Source organism: Bradyrhizobium sp. USDA 4449, from assembly GCF_054056275.1.
In genome coordinates this window covers 1,245,214-1,261,341 of record NZ_JBSRYD010000001.1, presented here as the reverse complement: position 1 = coordinate 1,261,341, position 16,128 = coordinate 1,245,214, and the positions used below count along the sequence as shown (strand labels likewise).

General features: G+C 64.0%; 15 protein-coding genes and 1 pseudogene. 9 read left to right on the top strand and 7 right to left on the bottom strand.

Going from position 1 to position 16,128, the window contains the following annotated elements; translation table 11 throughout:
* Positions 1 to 87: 87 nt before the first annotated feature.
* Positions 88 to 363: a PsiF family protein gene (locus ACVIIW_RS05995; protein ID WP_456699896.1), complete on the bottom strand. Its 276-nt coding sequence runs from the start codon at positions 361 to 363 to the stop codon at positions 88 to 90.
* A gap of 188 nt (positions 364 to 551) precedes the next feature.
* On the opposite strand from ACVIIW_RS05995, the gene ACVIIW_RS05990 reads away from it, so the two are divergent.
* Positions 552 to 1,040, top strand: a complete 489-nt coding sequence (locus ACVIIW_RS05990; RefSeq protein WP_456699895.1) for a hypothetical protein — start codon at positions 552 to 554, stop codon at positions 1,038 to 1,040.
* Between the two features lie 45 nt (positions 1,041 to 1,085).
* Here the strand turns inward: ACVIIW_RS05990 and ACVIIW_RS05985 are convergent, their stop codons facing one another.
* Entirely contained in the window at positions 1,086 to 1,277 is a 192-nt protein-coding gene (locus ACVIIW_RS05985; RefSeq protein ID WP_456699894.1) for a hypothetical protein, read from the bottom strand.
* A gap of 102 nt (positions 1,278 to 1,379) precedes the next feature.
* Between ACVIIW_RS05985 and ACVIIW_RS05980 the strand changes: the two genes are divergently transcribed.
* On the top strand, positions 1,380 to 2,051 hold the full coding sequence (locus ACVIIW_RS05980; RefSeq protein ID WP_456699893.1) for a DsbA family protein: 672 nt from the start codon (positions 1,380 to 1,382) through the stop codon (positions 2,049 to 2,051).
* Positions 2,052 to 2,123: 72 nt separating this feature from the next.
* Here the strand turns inward: ACVIIW_RS05980 and ACVIIW_RS05975 are convergent, their stop codons facing one another.
* The 3 genes from ACVIIW_RS05975 to ACVIIW_RS05965 all read right to left on the bottom strand — a co-directional run bounded on the left by ACVIIW_RS05975 (position 2,124) and on the right by ACVIIW_RS05965 (position 4,490).
* Positions 2,124 to 2,330 carry a hypothetical protein gene (locus ACVIIW_RS05975; RefSeq protein WP_456699892.1) on the bottom strand — a complete coding sequence of 69 codons (207 nt, stop codon included), beginning with the start codon at positions 2,328 to 2,330 and terminating at the stop codon, positions 2,124 to 2,126.
* Between the two features lie 82 nt (positions 2,331 to 2,412).
* Positions 2,413 to 3,483 carry a carboxylesterase family protein gene (locus tag ACVIIW_RS05970; RefSeq protein WP_456699891.1) on the bottom strand — a complete coding sequence of 357 codons (1,071 nt, stop codon included), beginning with the start codon at positions 3,481 to 3,483 and terminating at the stop codon, positions 2,413 to 2,415.
* A 35-nt stretch (positions 3,484 to 3,518) separates the two neighbouring features.
* Positions 3,519 to 4,490 (bottom strand): S1C family serine protease, encoded by a 972-nt coding sequence (locus ACVIIW_RS05965; protein ID WP_456699890.1) that lies wholly within the window; start codon positions 4,488 to 4,490, stop codon positions 3,519 to 3,521.
* Positions 4,491 to 4,775: 285 nt separating this feature from the next.
* Between ACVIIW_RS05965 and ACVIIW_RS05960 the strand changes: the two are divergent.
* The 7 genes and pseudogenes from ACVIIW_RS05960 to ACVIIW_RS05930 all read left to right on the top strand — a co-directional run bounded on the left by ACVIIW_RS05960 (position 4,776) and on the right by ACVIIW_RS05930 (position 13,394).
* A pseudogene (locus ACVIIW_RS05960) lies at positions 4,776 to 6,197 on the top strand (M20 family metallopeptidase).
* A 259-nt stretch (positions 6,198 to 6,456) separates the two neighbouring features.
* Positions 6,457 to 8,247, top strand: a complete 1,791-nt coding sequence (locus ACVIIW_RS05955; RefSeq protein WP_456699889.1) for a peptide ABC transporter substrate-binding protein — start codon at positions 6,457 to 6,459, stop codon at positions 8,245 to 8,247.
* A gap of 29 nt (positions 8,248 to 8,276) precedes the next feature.
* Complete coding sequence (locus tag ACVIIW_RS05950; RefSeq protein WP_456699888.1) at positions 8,277 to 9,236, top strand: ABC transporter permease; 960 nt, start codon at positions 8,277 to 8,279, stop codon at positions 9,234 to 9,236.
* A complete protein-coding gene (locus ACVIIW_RS05945; RefSeq protein WP_456699887.1) occupies positions 9,202 to 10,119 on the top strand; it encodes an ABC transporter permease in 918 nt (305 codons plus the stop codon). Before ACVIIW_RS05950 ends, ACVIIW_RS05945 begins: the two co-directional genes overlap by 35 nt.
* On the top strand, positions 10,119 to 11,114 hold the full coding sequence (locus ACVIIW_RS05940; RefSeq protein WP_456699886.1) for an ABC transporter ATP-binding protein: 996 nt from the start codon (positions 10,119 to 10,121) through the stop codon (positions 11,112 to 11,114). Before ACVIIW_RS05945 ends, ACVIIW_RS05940 begins: the two co-directional genes overlap by 1 nt.
* On the top strand, positions 11,111 to 12,079 hold the full coding sequence (locus ACVIIW_RS05935; protein ID WP_456699885.1) for an ABC transporter ATP-binding protein: 969 nt from the start codon (positions 11,111 to 11,113) through the stop codon (positions 12,077 to 12,079). Before ACVIIW_RS05940 ends, ACVIIW_RS05935 begins: the two co-directional genes overlap by 4 nt.
* A 64-nt stretch (positions 12,080 to 12,143) precedes the next feature.
* The gene (locus tag ACVIIW_RS05930) at positions 12,144 to 13,394 is read left to right on the top strand and encodes an MFS transporter (protein ID WP_456699884.1); all 1,251 of its coding nucleotides are present in this window, start codon (positions 12,144 to 12,146) and stop codon (positions 13,392 to 13,394) included.
* 12 nt (positions 13,395 to 13,406) lie between these two features.
* Here ACVIIW_RS05930 and ACVIIW_RS05925 read toward each other — a convergent pair whose 3' ends face one another.
* Together ACVIIW_RS05925 and ACVIIW_RS05920 are read right to left on the bottom strand one after the other, a co-directional pair.
* Entirely contained in the window at positions 13,407 to 14,057 is a 651-nt protein-coding gene (locus ACVIIW_RS05925; protein ID WP_456699883.1) for an HAD family hydrolase, read from the bottom strand.
* Positions 14,058 to 14,106: 49 nt separating this feature from the next.
* Positions 14,107 to 16,008, bottom strand: coding sequence for a sensor domain-containing diguanylate cyclase (locus tag ACVIIW_RS05920; RefSeq protein ID WP_456699882.1), 1,902 nt, complete (start codon positions 16,006 to 16,008; stop codon positions 14,107 to 14,109).
* Positions 16,009 to 16,128 lie beyond the last annotated feature (120 nt).

The window sequence follows — 16,128 nt, the reverse complement described above, 5'->3', positions numbered from 1 at the left end:
AAATCGGCGAGAGACGCACAATTGCGGGCTCGTCATGCCGCAATGCGCGCGCCTCTCGCCAAAGGCGAGGAGAGGATTGTGACGGATTTACTTCTTGTCGGCGGCGGGGGCAGGCGCGGCGCCGCCCTTGGCGGTCTTGATGCACTCGGAGCGGAATTTCTTGCGCTCCTTGCCGTGCAGCCCCTTGGCGTCCGCCTGCTTGGAGCATTCGAGGGATTCGGCCGAGTGCTCCTTGGGCGCCTTCTTGTCGGCGGTCGTGGTGGCATCGGTCTTGGCGGCCGGCGCCGCGGTCTGGGCGAACGCCGTGCCGGTGGCGAACAGGGAGGCAATAGCAACGACGGCGAGGCGGGAAGCGATGGTCATGGTGTTGCACTCTTCTTGCGGGAATTGCGAAGGGACGCAAACCTCGGCCCGCGTTGCTGAACGCGACATGAATAATCTGAACGGCGCGAGCACTATATTTTGGCCCCGGCCCCCATCGCTTCCTTGTCGGAAGGCGTCGACACGCTAGGATAGCAACCCTCGTTTTGCTTCCCCGAGGGAGACCAAGGATGACCATTCAAGCCAAATTGTTGTGTGCAATTGCGGTATCGGGCGTTGCCGCGCTGGTGGCGAGCGCGCCGGCTCAGGCGCTGACCTCGCAGGAGTGCAGCGCGAAATATCAGGCGGCCAAGAAGGACGGCTCGCTCGGTACCATGAAGTGGAATGAATTCCGCAAGGCCCAGTGCGGCGCCGATGCGACGCCGGCCGCTGCACCGGCTGCGGCCGCGCCTCCGCCTGCGGCCGAGCCGAAGCAGGCCAAGAAGGAGGCCGCGCCCGCTGCTGCTCCGGCGCCCACCCTGCCGGCCGGCCCCGCGATCTTCCCGAACGCGGTCGATCCGAAATATGCCAAGGAGACGGCCGGCAAGGCGCGCCTGCACACCTGTGTCGACCAGTACAACGCCAACAAGGCCACCAACGGCAATGGCGGCATGAAGTGGATCGAAAAGGGCGGCGGCTATTACAGCGAATGCAACAAGAAGCTGAAAGGCGCCGCCTGAGTTTCGCGATGACGCCGAGGCCGGAGCCAAGCTCCGGCCTCTTGTTCAGACCAATAGCCTCTCGGCCAGTTTCGGCGCCATCTGCGATCGCTTTCGCGGGTCCACTGCCGGATCGCGAGCTCGGTAACCGGCCTCGACCCAGACGTCGCCCGTGCCGTCATTCATGAAGGAAGCCTCGCTTTTGAGCCGGCGAATACGATCCAGGCCTGGCCTGAGCGGCCCGATGCGCTCGTTCACGCGGCTGGTGCGATGACATCGTCCCCGCGACGCTCTATAGGGGTGTAACATCTTCCGGTTCCGACGCATATCTGCAGAGATGGGACCGAAACGGGACGAGATATGGCTGGATTTAGGAATAAGGGCCTTGATGGAGGCCTTCGGCCGACGCGCCGTACGGCGCTGACGTGGATCGGCGTGGGCGCCTTCGCGGCTGGCGGTATGAGCCTGGCGCGTGCGGCTGCCGACGATGGCGAGGTGCTGACCGAAGCCAAGGTACTGCGTGATCCCGACGTTCCCGTCGCCGGCAATCCCGATGGCAACATCTCTATCATCGAGTGGTCCGACTATAACTGTCCCTATTGCCGCAAGCTCGAGCCGGAGCTGCGCCAGGTCATCCAGGACGACGGCAAGGTCAGGCTGGTCTTGAAGGACTGGCCGATTCTCGGGCCTGTCTCGGTCACGGCCGCGCGGATCGCGCTGGCCGCGAAATTCCAGGACAAGTACCATCAGGCCCACGACGCCATGATGGGCGTCAGCTCGCGCCTGACCGAGTCGCGCGCCAACGAGCTGCTGGCTTCCGTCGGCGTCGACATGGATCGCCTCAAGAGTGATCTCACCGCGCACGGCAAGGACATCGAGGCGATCCTCAAGCGCAACAACGACCAGGCTGAAGCCTTCGGCTTCCGCGGCACGCCGTCCTTCATCGTCGGCAAGTACCGCGTGCCGGGCGTGCTCAGTATGGCCGAGTTCGAGCAGGTCATCGCCGACGCCCGCAAGGCCAAGATGAACTGACCTATCGCAGACAAGACCAAGGCGCCGTCGCGGACCCGCGACGGCGCCTTGGTCATGTCTGGTCCACCGAGATTACTTCGACGAGATCCGGACCCAGTCCTTGTGCGCACGATCGCGCAGCAGATCCCAATCGGCCTTCGCGACATCCCAGTTCACGATGGTGCGATTGTTGGTCGCGACCTCGCCATTGGCGACTGAGGACGTCTGCATGGAGTCATAGACATAGACGCCACAAGCGAGCAGCAGGGCGCCTAAAATCATTCCGAAAAAAGTCTGCATGGCGAACCTCCGGTGACGGGCGGATAACGTCAGTCCGGAGTGATGGTTCCGCGACAGTGCGGCGCAGGTAAGGACATCCGGTTCATCCCTCGTTCAGCCAATGAAGCAGCTCCGCGTTGATCTCGCGCGGATAGGTGTGACTGAGGTCGTCGATCTCGCGATAGGTGACGTCAGCACCGGCCGCCGTCAGTGCGGCTTGCGTCTGCCGCGCGCTCTGCACGGGAAACATCCAGTCGAGCTTGCCGTGGGTGATGAAAACAGGCAGCCCTTGCAGGCGCGTGGCGTCGGCCATTTCAGCCATCAGCGGATGGAAGGTCGCCGACACCGGGGCGAGATGAGTGAAGGGTGAGGCGCCATCGAGCCCGCTGACATAGCAGAAGGTGCCGCCGTCGCTCATGCCGGTCAGCAGCATGCGTGAGGGGTCGATGCTCCAGCGGCTGCGCACCATTTCGAGGATGCGCATCAGGTTCGGCGTGTCCGTGTCGTCGCCCATCAGCGCCCAGGTCTGTCCTGTCGCCGTTGGCGCGACCAGGATCGCGCCAACGCTGCGGGCATCGCGCAGCCAACTCCACAGGAAACCACGTCCGTTGCCGCTGCCGCCATGCAACGCGATCACCAGAGGCCAGGCTCGATCGGCTGTGTAATACTCGGGCACATACACCGAGAAGCCGCCGCGGCTGCCGGGCTCGTTGTGATCGTGCAAGATACCGGTGTCATCGCCGGCGCCCGTTTCGAGTCGCGCCAGCACATCGCTGTTGTCGCGATTGGCTGAGTTCAGGAAGAAATTGCTGACCGGCGGAAACTGCAGCGACAGCGGATAAAGCGCCTCCTGGGCGCGCGGCAGATGGCGCAGCGCGCGGAACACCGCGACGAGATCGCCATTGCCGCGCTCGACGCCGCGGATGCCGGCAAAGGCGGCGAGCGTCTCCTTGCAGCTGCGATCGAGCCGTTCGCGCAGGCCGGCGAACTGCTCCGGCCATTCTCCGATCGCAGCGTGTGCCGTCTGTAGCGCATTATCGGGCGCGCCGATTGCGGTCATCACCGAGCCGAAAGCCGGCGGATGCAAATGCCGGGCGAAATCACCGAGCGCTTCGAGCGCATTGAGCAGCGGCGGCAGCACGGCCACGATGTCGTCAATGACGGCCTCGGTCATCGCCGCTTCCTTTGCTTGGCGTCAGTTCGGTCCGGTCAGTGCAGCTTCGGTGCCTTCAGGAGCTTGAAGCGGTCGGTCGACGTCACCGTGACGTCGAAAGTGACGCCTGCATGATGCACGGTGAGTGGCACGTCGACCCCGGCGGCGCCGAGCGCCCACAACTTCTTGTAAAAGGCCGTCTGGCTCGTGACCTTGTCGCCGTCCACGGCCAGGATGATGTCGTCGGTCTTGAGTTCGGCACGGGCGGCCGGACTGTTGGCGGAGGTGCCGATCACCACCACGCGGTTGTCGATTTCGGTCGAGTAGAGTCCGAGCCACGGTCGCGCCGGCTTGTTGACGCGACCGAATTTGCGGAGATCGTCGAGGATCGGCTTCAACAGGTCGATGGGAACGATCATGTTGACGTGCTCGGCCCTGCCGTCGCGTTCACGTTCGAGCTGGAGCGAACCAATGCCGATCAATTCGCCCCGGTCGTTGAGCAGCGCGGTGCCGCCCCAATTCGGATGGGCGGGGTAGGTGAACAATGCCTCGTCGAGCAGATACTCCCAGTAGCCGGCAAATTCCTGCTTGGCGACGATCTGGCTCGCAACCGATCGCGTGCGCCCACCGGCGCCGCCGACCACGACGCGGTCGCCGAGCCGGGTCTCTGCCGAGGAACCGAGCGGGAGCGGTTCGATCTCGAGCTGGCCGAGCGCTTGGACCAGGCCGAAGCCGGTGACGGCGTCGAATCCGAGGACGTGTCCCGCCACCACGCGGCCGTCGCCGAGATGCAGCCACACCGACTCGGCCTCTGTGATGAGGTAGCCGATGGTGAGAACCAGCCCGTGATCGATCACGACGCCGTTGCCGGCGCGTTCGGTGCCGAGAGTTTCGGCGCTGAAGGCATCCGACGGGATGATGGCGTGCAGGCCAACGACGGATGCAAGCGCGCGGTCGAGATCGAAACCGTAATCGGTCGCACGCGGCTGATTGGCCGGCGGCACTCTCCATTCGGTCAGGGCGGGCATGGAGTTCTCCTGGCTGAGAGCATCGCTCCGCCGTGGCTGCGGAACGACGCGCGAAGCAAGCATAATTTAGGCCGGAGGAGGCCGTCTTGAAAGACTTGACCGCAACTATTCCGGACTCGTGACGGCGATTTGCGAAGATGACCGGAATTGTTGGCCTAAAGCCGGTTGACGATTGCCTGATCCGGCAGCGGTCGCATGGCTGGTGTCCGGCGAGGTGCTAGGCGGGGTCCGGTGAAGCTGCTAACCATTGCCGCTTCGTTTGACCAAGAGATCACGGACCGAACCATGGACAATCGCAGCGACATTTGGCGTGGCATCGACACCATCAAGGGACGTTTCATCGACCTGAGCGACAAGGTGTCTGGGGCATGCCCGAAGTCTGCTACACCGAGGCGCGTTCCGTGGCCGAGCATCTCGCCGAGCTGCGCCACCAGGGTTTCCGCGTCACCGAGAAGGTGGCGGGCATTCCGACCGCTGTCATGGGCGAATGGGGCGAAGGAGGTCCGGTCATCGCCTTCATGGGTGAGTATGACGCGCTGCCGGGCCTGAGCCAGGAGGCGGGCGTTGCCGAGCACCGTCCGGTCGAGACCGGCGGGCACGGCCATGGCTGCGGTCACAATCTGCTCGGCTCTGCGGCGCTACTGGCTGCGACCGCGGTCAAGGACTGGCTCGCCGAGAACAAGGTGCCCGGCCGCGTGCGCTATTACGGCTGCCCGGCCGAAGAAGGCGGTGCGGCCAAGGCCTTCATGGTGCGCTCCGGCGCGTTCGAGGACGCCGATATCGCCATCACCTGGCACCCGCACAGCTTTTGGGAAGTCGCTGTCACCCCGTCGCTCGCCAATACGCGCGCCGACTTCATCTTCACCGGCCGTACCTCCCATGCGGCGGCTTCGCCGCATCTCGGCCGCTCCGCGCTCGATGCGGTCGAGCTGATGAACGTCGGTGTGAACTACATGCGCGAGCACATGCCGAGCGACGCGCGCGTGCACTACGCGCTGCTCGATACCGGCGGCATCGCCCCCAACGTGGTGCAGGCCCATGCCCGCGTGCGTTATTCCATTCGTGCCCGCGACCTTCCCGGAATGAACGAACTGGTCGGGCGTGTCAGCAAGATCGCAGAGGGCGCTGCCCTGATGACCGAGACCAAGGTCGAGATGAAGATCATCTCCGCGGTCTCCAATATCCTGCCGAACACACCGCTGGAGCAGGCGCTGCATCGGGTCATGGAAGAGCTCGGACCGCCGCATTTCGACGATACGGACAACGACTTTGCCAGTCGGATACGCGCGACGCTGACCGACAAGGACATCGCGTCGGTCTATTACGCGATCGGCATGGAGCCGACCGATCGGCCGCTCGCCCGACTTCCTGGTGCCGCTCGATGCCAAGCGCAACCCGCTGGTCGGCTCGACCGACGTGGGCGATGTGAGCTGGGTGGTGCCGACCGTGCAGGTTCACGCACCAACGGTTGCAATCGGCACACCTTTCCACACCTGGCAGGTGGTGGCACAGGGCAAGAGCCCGCATGCCCACAAGGCCATGGTGCAGGCGGCCAAGGCCATGGCCGGCCTCGGAATCAAGGCGTTGACCGAACCGGAACTGATCAAGGCTGCGAAGGCCGATCTGACGAAGCGGACCGCCAAGACGCCTTATGTCTGCCCGCTGCCGGACCATGTCGCGCCGCCGCTCACGATGTCCGTGGCGTAGAATTCCATCTCGATACTTCGTCTGATCTCGCGAACAAATTTTTCGCAGTGCAACTTGGTTTCCGGCGGATTTTGACGCCGGAATGCCGAACTGTTGGGCTTGGAAGCGAAGTTTTGCTCAACCGACAGCCAGAACACCGTTTGCATACACACGGTCGCAGTTGACGTGCGGCCTATTCAGTGTGCCATCTACCGCCAGCCAAAATCAGGCGGCCTCCCGCGGCTGCCTGCATCCATCCGGGACCAGACGGGGGACAACCATGCTGGACAAAGAACTGCGTTCGATGATCGGTGACGTGAAGGACGGGCGGATGGATCGCCGCGCCTTCGTCAAACGTCTGGCCGCGGTCGGCCTCACTGCGCCCCTCGCCAACCAGATACTTGCCCTCGGCGGCGTAGCCATGGCCCAGAGCCCGTCTCCGTATCCTCCGACCAAGCGCGGTGGTGGCGGTCCGCTCAAGCTGTTGTGGTGGCAGGGCCCGACCTTGCTCAATCCGCATTTTGCCACCGGCACGAAGGATCAGGACGGCTCGCGCCTGTTCTACGAGCCGCTCGCAAGCTGGGACATCGACGGTCACCTCAATCCGATCCTAGCCGCCGAAATCCCCTCGGTCGCGAATGGCGGCCTCGCAGCCGATGGCAAGTCGGTGACCTGGAAGATCAAGCCGGGCGTCAAATGGCATGACGGCAAGCCCCTGACGGCCGATGATTTCGTATTTACCTGGGCCTATGCCAGCGACCCCGCTACCGCGGCCGTCTCCATCACGGCCTACAGTGACTTGACCGTCGAAAAGGTGGATGACCTGACCATCCGCCTTCTGTTCAACAAGCCTACGCCATTCTGGGCGAATGCGTTCGTCGGCGCTTACGGCTGCGTCATTCCGAAACATCTGTTTGCCGACTACAAGGGATCGAAATCCCGCGAGGCGCCGACCAACCTGGCTCCTGTCGGGACAGGCCCTTACAAATTCGTCGAATTCAAGCCGGGCGATCTGGTCCGCGGCCAGCTCAATCCCGACTATCACATGCCCAACAGACCGTATTTCGACACAATCGACATGAAGGGCGGCGGCGATGCCGTCTCCGCAGCACGGGCCGTGATCCAGACCGGAGAATTCGATTTCGCCTGGAACATGCAGGTCGAGGACGAGGTGCTGCTGCGTCTCGAGAAGGGCGGTAAGGGCAAGACCACCTATGCCGTGGGCGGCGACATCGAGTTCATCGCCATCAACTTCACCGATCCCAACACCGAGGTCGACGGCGAGCGGTCGTCGATGAAGACCAAGCACCCGACCCTGTCGGATCCCGCGGTGCGCCAGGCGCTCGCGCTGCTGGTCGATCGCGCCTCCGTCAAGAAGGCCATCTACGGCCGTGCCGGACGCACCACCTCGAATTACCTCAATGGCCCCGACGACTTCGTGTCGAAGAACACCAAATGGGAGTTCAACGTCGACAAGGCGATCGCGTTGCTGGAGCAGGCCGGCTGGAAGGCCGGTGCGGACGGCATCCGCGAGAAGGACGGAAAGAAGCTGAAGCTTCTCTACCAGACCTCGACCAACGGTCCGCGGCAGAAGACCCAGGCCATCGTCAAGCAGGCCTGTCAGAAAGCCGGGATCGACGTCGAACTAAAATCCGTCGTCGCCTCGGTGTTCTTCTCTTCCGACGTAGCCAACCCCGACACCTACTCGAAGTTTTACGCCGACATCGAGGAATTCCAGATTCCGATGACGCAGCCGGATCCGGCGCTGCACATGAAGCGCTACATCTCGAGCCAGGTGGCCAGCAAGGACAACAAATGGCAGGGGCAGAACTTCCCGCGCTGGGTCAACAAGGACTACGATGCCGCCATCGATGCGGCCGAGACCGAGATCGACCCGGTCAAGCGCGCCGCGCTCTACATCAAGTGCAACGACATGTTGTGGCAGGACACCGTGTTCATCCCGGTGATGCACCGTCTTACGGTCGATGCCTGCGCCAATACGCTGCGACCGGTCATCTCGGGCTGGGCCAACCGGACTGACAACATCCAGGACTGGTATCGCGAGGGCTGAGCACGGGCGTCTAAGCGGATTATTCGCTCATGAGTCAGTACGTCCTGCGTCGTCTGATGATCGCGATTCCGAGCCTGCTCGGAATCTCGCTGGTCCTGTTCGTCGTCCTGGCGCTTGCGCCAGGCGATCCCTTCAGCGAACTCGCGACCAATCCGAACGTGCCGCCCGAGGTGCAAGCCGCGCTTCGGGCGAGGTTCGGCCTCGACGATCCGATCTACCTTCGCTATTTGCACTGGCTCAACGCCATGCTGCACGGCGACTGGGGCTTCTCCTTCGTCAGCCGGATGAATGTGGACACGCTCATCCTGCAGCGCCTGCCGGCCACGCTTTACGTGATCGGCTCGGCGCAGATCCTGGCGCTGCTGATCGCGATTCCCGTCGGCGTCTATGCCGCCACAAAACCCTATTCGCTGTTCGACCAGGTCGCGAACACGCTCGCCTTCGTCGGCTTCTCGCTGCCGACCTTCTTCACCGGCATCCTGTTCATCCTGATCTTCTCGGTGACGCTGGATTGGCTGCCGTTCGTCTATACCGCCGACATCAAGGCCACCGGTATCCACTATGTGCTGGAGATGATCCGGCAGGCGATCATGCCGGTGGCCGTGCTCGGCCTGTTCCAGGCGGCCTCGATGACGCGTTTCGTCCGCTCGGCGATGCTCGACGTCATCAGGCTCGATTATGTCACCACGGCGCGGGCCAAGGGCCTCGGCCAGACCAAGGTCATCGTCAAGCACGTGATGCGCAACGCCATGATCCCGGTCGTGACGCTGATCGCGCTGCAGATGCCGGCGGTGTTCGGCGGCGCCCTCGTCACCGAGCAGATCTTCCGCATTCCCGGCATCGGCTCGCTCCTGATCTCTTCCATCCTTTCCAACGACACGCCGGTGGTGATGGCCGTCACTTTCGTCTTCGCGTGCCTCGTGGTGCTGTTCAATCTCATCGCGGACGTCCTTTATGGCTGGCTTGACCCTCGCATCTCCTTCCGCTGAGCGGCGCGTCTACTCGCCCTCGCGCGAGACGTGGCGGCGCTTCAGCCGGCACAGGCTTGCCGTGGTCAGCGCGTTTCTGCTCCTCATCCTGATTCTGGCGGTGCTGGCCGGCCCCTTCGTCTGGCCCGTCAAGATCGACGACATCGATATCGTGGCGGGCCTGCAGGGGCCGTCGCTCGCCCATCCCTTCGGCACCGACGATCTCGGTCAGGACATCCTCGCCCGCATGATCTATGGCGGCCGCATCTCGCTCGCCGTCGGGCTCGCGGCGATGCTGGTGTCGGTGTTCATCGGCACGCTGATTGGTTCGCTCGCCGGCATGTCCCGCGGCGCGCTCGGGTACGGATTGATGTGGCTGACCGACCTGTTTCTGTCGCTGCCGCAACTGCCGCTGCTGCTGTTGTTGATCTATCTGTTCCGCGACGGGCTGAAGCAGGTGTTCGGCCCGGAGGGCGGCATCTTCATCCTGATCGTGCTCGTGATCGGCGGCCTGCGCTGGATGCCGGTGGCGCGTCTCGTCCGCGCACAGTTCCTGTCGATCCGCGAGAAGGAGTTCGTCGAGGCCGCGCGCGCGCTCGGTGCGAGCCCGGTGCGTCAGGTGGTGAAGCACATCCTGCCCAATGCGCTCGGTCCGGTGATCATCGCCGGTACCATCGACGTTGCGGCCGCGATCATCGCGGAATCGACGCTGTCCTTCCTCGGCCTCGGCTTCCCGCCTGACACCCCGACCTGGGGTCGGCTGCTGTACGACGCCAAGGACTTTCTCGACATCGGGCCGCATTGGGCCCTGTTTCCCGGCGGGGCGATCTTCATCGCGGTCGTCGCCATCAACTTCATCGGCGACGGTCTGCGTGACGCGCTGGATGCGCGACGGGTGATCTGATGGCGGCGCTGCTCGAGATCAAAGGTCTCAAGACCCACTTCTCCACCGATGACGGCATCCTCCAGGCTGTCGACGGCGTCGACATCACCATCAACAAGGGCGAGACGCTCTGCGTCGTCGGCGAATCGGGCTGCGGCAAGACCGTCACGGCGATGTCGATCCTGAAGCTGATCGCGATGCCACCGGGCCGCATCGCGGCCGGCGAGATCATCTTCGAGGGACGCGACCTGGTGCCGCTGACGAGCAACCAGCTCGACGACATCAGGGCCAAGGAGATCGGCTTCATCTTCCAGGAGCCGATGACCTCGCTCAATCCGGTGCTGACGGTCGGCGAGCAGATCGCCGAGAGCCTGCGCCGGCACGAGGCCGTGACCAAGAAGCAGGCGCTCGCGCGTACCATCGAGATGCTGAAGTTGGTGCAGATCCCGAACGCCGAGGGCCGCGTGCACAATTATCCGCATCAGTTTTCCGGTGGCATGCGCCAGCGCGTGATGATCGCGATGGCGCTCGCCTGCAAGCCCAAGCTGATCATCGCCGACGAGCCGACCACCGCGCTGGACGTCACCATCCAGGCTCAGATTCTCGATTTGCTCCAGGACATGAAGGAGCGCTTCGGCATGGCGGTGATGCTGATCACCCATGCCATGGGTGTCGTCGCCGAAACGGCGCAACGTGTCGTCGTCATGTATGCCGGCAAGGTGGTGGAAGAAGCCGGTGTCGACGCGCTCTTCGCCGATCCGGGCCATCCCTATACGCAGGGCCTGATCCGCTCGATCCCGCGCATCGATCTCGACAGCGCGCACAAGACGCGGCTCGAGGCGATCGGCGGCTCGGTGCCGATCCTGATCAATCCGCCGGTCGGCTGCCGCTTTGCGCCGCGCTGCAAGTTCGCCATGAACGTCTGCACAGCGAAGGAGCCGCTGCTGCGCGAGATCGCGCCCGGCCATCGCATGGCTTGTCACCTCGGCGATCCGCAGTTGGGAGGCGCGACATGAGCGAGCCCTTGCTGCGCGTCAGCGGCCTGAAGAAACATTTCCCGGTACTTGGCGGCCTGATGTCGCGCCAGGTCGCCACCGTCTACGCCGTCGACGGCGTGTCGTTCTCGGTCGACCGCGGCGAGACGCTCGGTCTCGTCGGCGAGTCCGGTTGCGGCAAGTCGACGACGGGGCGCTGTGTGCTGCGCCTGATCGAGCCGACTGAGGGCGACGTCGTGTTTGACGGCCAGGACGTCGGCAAGCTCGACGGCAACGACCTGCGCGCGATGCGGCGGAACATGCAGTTGGTGTTCCAGGATCCGTTCGCCTCACTCAATCCGCGCATGACGGTCGGCTCCATTCTCGGCGAAGCCTTTACCATCCACAAGCTCGCAGCCAACGCCAAAGAGCGCGAGGAGCGCGTGGCTGGCCTGCTGATGAAGGTCGGCCTCAAGGCCGAGCACATGCGCCGCTATCCGCATGAATTCTCCGGCGGCCAGCGCCAGCGCATCGTGATCGCGCGTGCGCTCGCGGTCGAGCCGAAGCTGATCGTCTGCGACGAGCCGGTCTCCGCGCTCGACGTTTCGATCCAGGCGCAGGTCATCAACCTGCTGGAAGATCTCCAGGCCGAGCTCAACCTCACCTATCTCTTCGTGGCGCACGACCTGTCGGTGGTCGAGCACATCTCCGACCGTGTCGCGGTGATGTATCTCGGCCGTATCGTCGAACTGGCCAAGGCGAGCGATCTCTATCGCAATCCGCAGCATCCCTACACCAAGGCGCTGCTCTCCGCGGTGCCGGTGCCCGATCCCAAGCTCAAGCGCAACCGCATCCGCCTCAAGGGCGACGTGCCGAGCCCGATGAAGCCGCCCGCGGGTTGTCACTTCCACACCCGTTGTCCGATTGCCCAGCCGCGCTGCGCCGAATCCGCGCCTGAGCTGAAGGAAGGCGCGGGCGGGCATTTTGTGGCGTGTCATCTCGTCTAAGTTGCGCGGTGCGTAGCTCTTCGGGGGTCTTGATCGCAAGGGATCGGCTGGCGTAGGGGGATGCATGAGCCAGGTACAGGATGTGACTCTCGGCGCGGTCGAGATTGCGCGTGCGAGCGGTCGGGACGTGGAAGCACGTCGGGCGCTGTGGGGATCGGCGCTCGGATACGCCATGGACGGGTTCGACCTGCTCATCCTCGGCTTCATGTTGACGGCGATTTCGAAAGACCTTCACCTGACGCAGCCGCAGGCGGCCTCGCTGGTGACCGGCACTCTGGTCGGCGCGGTCGTCGGCGGTCTCATCTTCGGTGTGCTGTCGGACCGGCTTGGCCGCGTGCGGGTTCTGACCTGGAGCATCGTTCTGTTCGCGGTCTTCACCGGCCTCTGCGCGCTGGCGCAGGGCTATTGGGACCTGCTGGCCTATCGGGCCGTCGCCGGTATTGGACTCGGCGGCGAATTCGGCATCGGCATGGCGCTGGTGGCCGAGGTCTGGCCAGCGAGCAAACGCGCGCGGGCCACCTCCTATGTCGGGCTGGGCTGGCAGTTCGGCGTGCTCACGGCGGCGCTGGTGACACCGGTCCTGTTGCCGATCATCGGCTGGCGCGGGATGTTTGCGCTCGGCGTGTTTCCGGCAGTAATCGCCTACGTGATCCGGCGCAAGCTGCACGAGCCTGACGTCTTCATTGCGCACAAGGCAAAGGCGGAGAGTGCTGGCTCGTCACTTCGCGCGCTCGTGGCCGATGCGGAGACGACCCGGATCGGCATCGGGTTGATCATCCTCTGCTCGGTGCAGAATTTCGGCTATTACGGCATCATGATCTGGCTGCCGAACTATCTCTCGATGCAGTTCGGCTATGGCCTGACGCAATCGGCCGTCTGGACATCAGTCACCATCGCAGGCATGGCGCTCGGCATCTTCCTGTTCGGTCATGCGGCCGACCGTTTCGGCCGCCGGGCGACGTTTCTGACCTATATGTTGGGTGCGGCTGCCATGGTGGTGGTCTATTCGCAGCTCACGACCGCTGCTGCGCTCTTGATCGGCGGAGCCGTGATGGGCTTCTTCGTCAATGGCATGCTCGGCGGTTACGGCGCGTTGATGAGCGAGCTTTATCCGACCGCAGCGCGCGCCACTGCGCAGAACGTGTTCTTCAACATCGGTCGGGCGGTGGCCGGCTTCGGTCCGCTGGTCGTCGGCATCGTCAGTGCCGCCTATGGCTTTCCGACCGCGATCGCAGGACTTGCACTGCTCTACCTCATCGATATCGTGGCGTTGCTCGCGCTGATCCCGGAGCGGCGTGGCGTCGATCTGGCCTGATGTCGAATTCGCTCATCGCTGGCCAAGCAGGCCGTGACCCGAAAGGGCTTGCCTGAACGTGTCCACGGACGTGTGGTGATGCGCAAGCAGGCCGGCTTCCCTGGCGCCGGTGACATTGGCCGGGAGGTCGTCGACAAAGAGGACGGTCTCGGGTCTGACTTCGAGCTCCGAAACGCAGCGCCGGTAGCAGAGCGGATCGGGCTTCGCCGTCTTGAACTGCGCCGAGGTGTAGATCTTGATTCCGAACAGCGGTCGCAATTCAGGCAGCAGCGTATCGATGTGATCGGCAACCAGCGTGGTATTGTTGGTCAGGACCGCAATATCGACGGTTCGGCGCAGCTGCCCGACAAGCTCCAGCATCGCGCGATCGGCCCGCATCGAGCAGCGCCGCGCCTCCACCCATTGATCGAGCGACAGCGGATAGCCGATGCGCTCGCCGAAGCCCCGCAGGTAGTCGACGGCATCGAGCGTGCCGGAATCGCCGAGCAGCTCAAAGCCGCTGCCCCAGATCGCCTGGTGAACGAATTCGTCGGTCGATCCCGCAAGCTCCGCCAGGCGCGCCACGCGCTTGCTCCTGTCGTAGTCGCAGAGGACGTTGTCCATGTCGAAGAGGACGAGCTTTATTTCGTCGGTCACTGCTGCGCTCGCGGGTAGGCCGAACATTCGGCGACGACTGCAGTCATATCCCGTCAGAACGTGACCGACAATTCCGTCAGGCGCTCTTCGCGGGCCAGGGGACGACCTGCCCCGACATCACCAGCCGGTCACGGCCGCTGTCCTTGGCCGCGTAGAGTGCGCGGTCGGCGGCGGCGAGCAGCGTATTTGAGTCCGGGGCCTGGGATGGAAGGCTCGTCGCGGCGCCGACGCTGACAGTCACCAGACGGGAGGGTGGATTTTGCGCGTGCAGCATGGCGAGGTCGTGCAGGGCCTGGCGAATCCCTTCGCCGACCTCGACGCAGCCGTCCGGACCGGTGTTCGGCAACAGCACGGCGAACTCCTCGCCGCCGTAGCGCGCGGTGAGGTCGGCGGGGCGCCTGGCGGTGGCGGATAGAATCCGGCCCAGCGCGCGCAGGCAACCATCGCCCGCCAGGTGTCCGTAATGGTCGTTGAATTTCTTGAAATGATCGACATCGATCAGCAGGAGCGACAGCTGCGTTCCGTCGCGCCGCGCGCGCGCCCATTCGTCGGCCAGGCGTTCGTCGAATGCGCGTCGGTTGGCAAGCCCGGTGAGGCCGTCGGTCGTCGCAAGCGAGGCAAGCTTGTCCTGAAGGTCCTTCTGCTCGGTCATGTCGCGCATGACGGCGACGACGCCGTCGATCTCGCCGCTGTCAGACGCTAGCGTCACGTGCAGAGCCGCCTCGGCCCAGATCTCGCCCTTGTCGCGATGGCGCTGGCGATAGATGAACCGCGCTTCCTCGGCCTCGCCGTTCTTCAGCGCGGCGATGGCCTGCTCGACCCGTTCCATGTCATCCTCGTGGATGCCGGCCAGGGCCGACGTATCGAGCAGTTCGTCGGCCGACCACCCGGTGATGCGTACGCACGAGGGCGAGACGTAGAGCAGCCGGTTATCCAGCCCGATCCGGGTCACCATGTCGCGGGATTGCTCGGCCAGCAGGCGAAAATTTGCTTCCTTGGCAACCAGGACCTGTGCCATGCGCTGCCGTTGCAGCAATTGGCGGACCAGATAGAAGCCGATCACGGCGATCAGCAGCACGAGACCGAGGACGAAGATCATGCGCGTGCCCGCCGCGCGTCGCCAGGGGGCCAGCACGTCCTCCTGAGACTTGCTCGCCAGCACCATCAGGGGATAGCGGCTGCTGCGCTGATAGTAGCTTAGGCGCTGCAGGTTATCGAGCGGCGACTTGAAGTAATAGACCGCCGCTTCGGGCCGGCTTGCCCAATCCCTGAACAAGGGCGTTTTGGACAGGTCCCGGCCGACGAAAGCTTCGCTCTTGTCACCGGTCCGGGCCAGCAGGATGCCGGCGTCGTTGAGCAGCGATGCCGAGCCATTCGGTCCGAGGTCGAAACGTTCATAGAATTTCGAGAAATAGGCGACGTCGATCGTGAGCAGCGCGACGCCGGCGAAGCTGCCATCGGGATGGTTGATCCGGCGGGACGCCGTGATGATCCACTGGCCGCCGGAGCGGCTCCTGACGGGCCGACCGATCAGCGTGCCCTTGTCCGGGGAGGCGCGATGCTGCTGGAAATATTCGCGGTCGCTGTTGTTGAGCCCGGAGAAGTCGACATGCTCGGTTGTGGCGAGCCAGCGGCCGGTTTCGTCGTAGACGAAGATGCCGCGGATACGGTCCGATGATTTGCGGGTCGGCAGATAGGTCTGGAGCCTTGAGATCGTGTCCGGACCCAATCCGTCGAGCTCGAGCCGGTGCACCAATCCGACCAGAATCGTATCGGCGAGCTCGAACGTATCGTCCGCGTGCTGGATCAGCGAATGCGCCAGATTGGTGACGTCGATCTCGGCGTTTCGGAGTTCTGCATTGCGCGTTTCCCATTCGCGCCAGAGGCTCAAGCCCAGAATCGTGACGCAGATCAGCGCAACGAATCCCGCCGCCCAGAGCGGAAGGTGGGTCTTGCCGAGTTCGCGGCTCGTGACCATCGGGTTTGCTCCAATTCTGGGCAAACCTCTCACTTTGGTCTTAACGGCCTGTTGCAGGAACTGTGATGATTGCGCGGGGCCGTACTGAACCGGTGAGGTTTCTCGACATTTGATCGACCC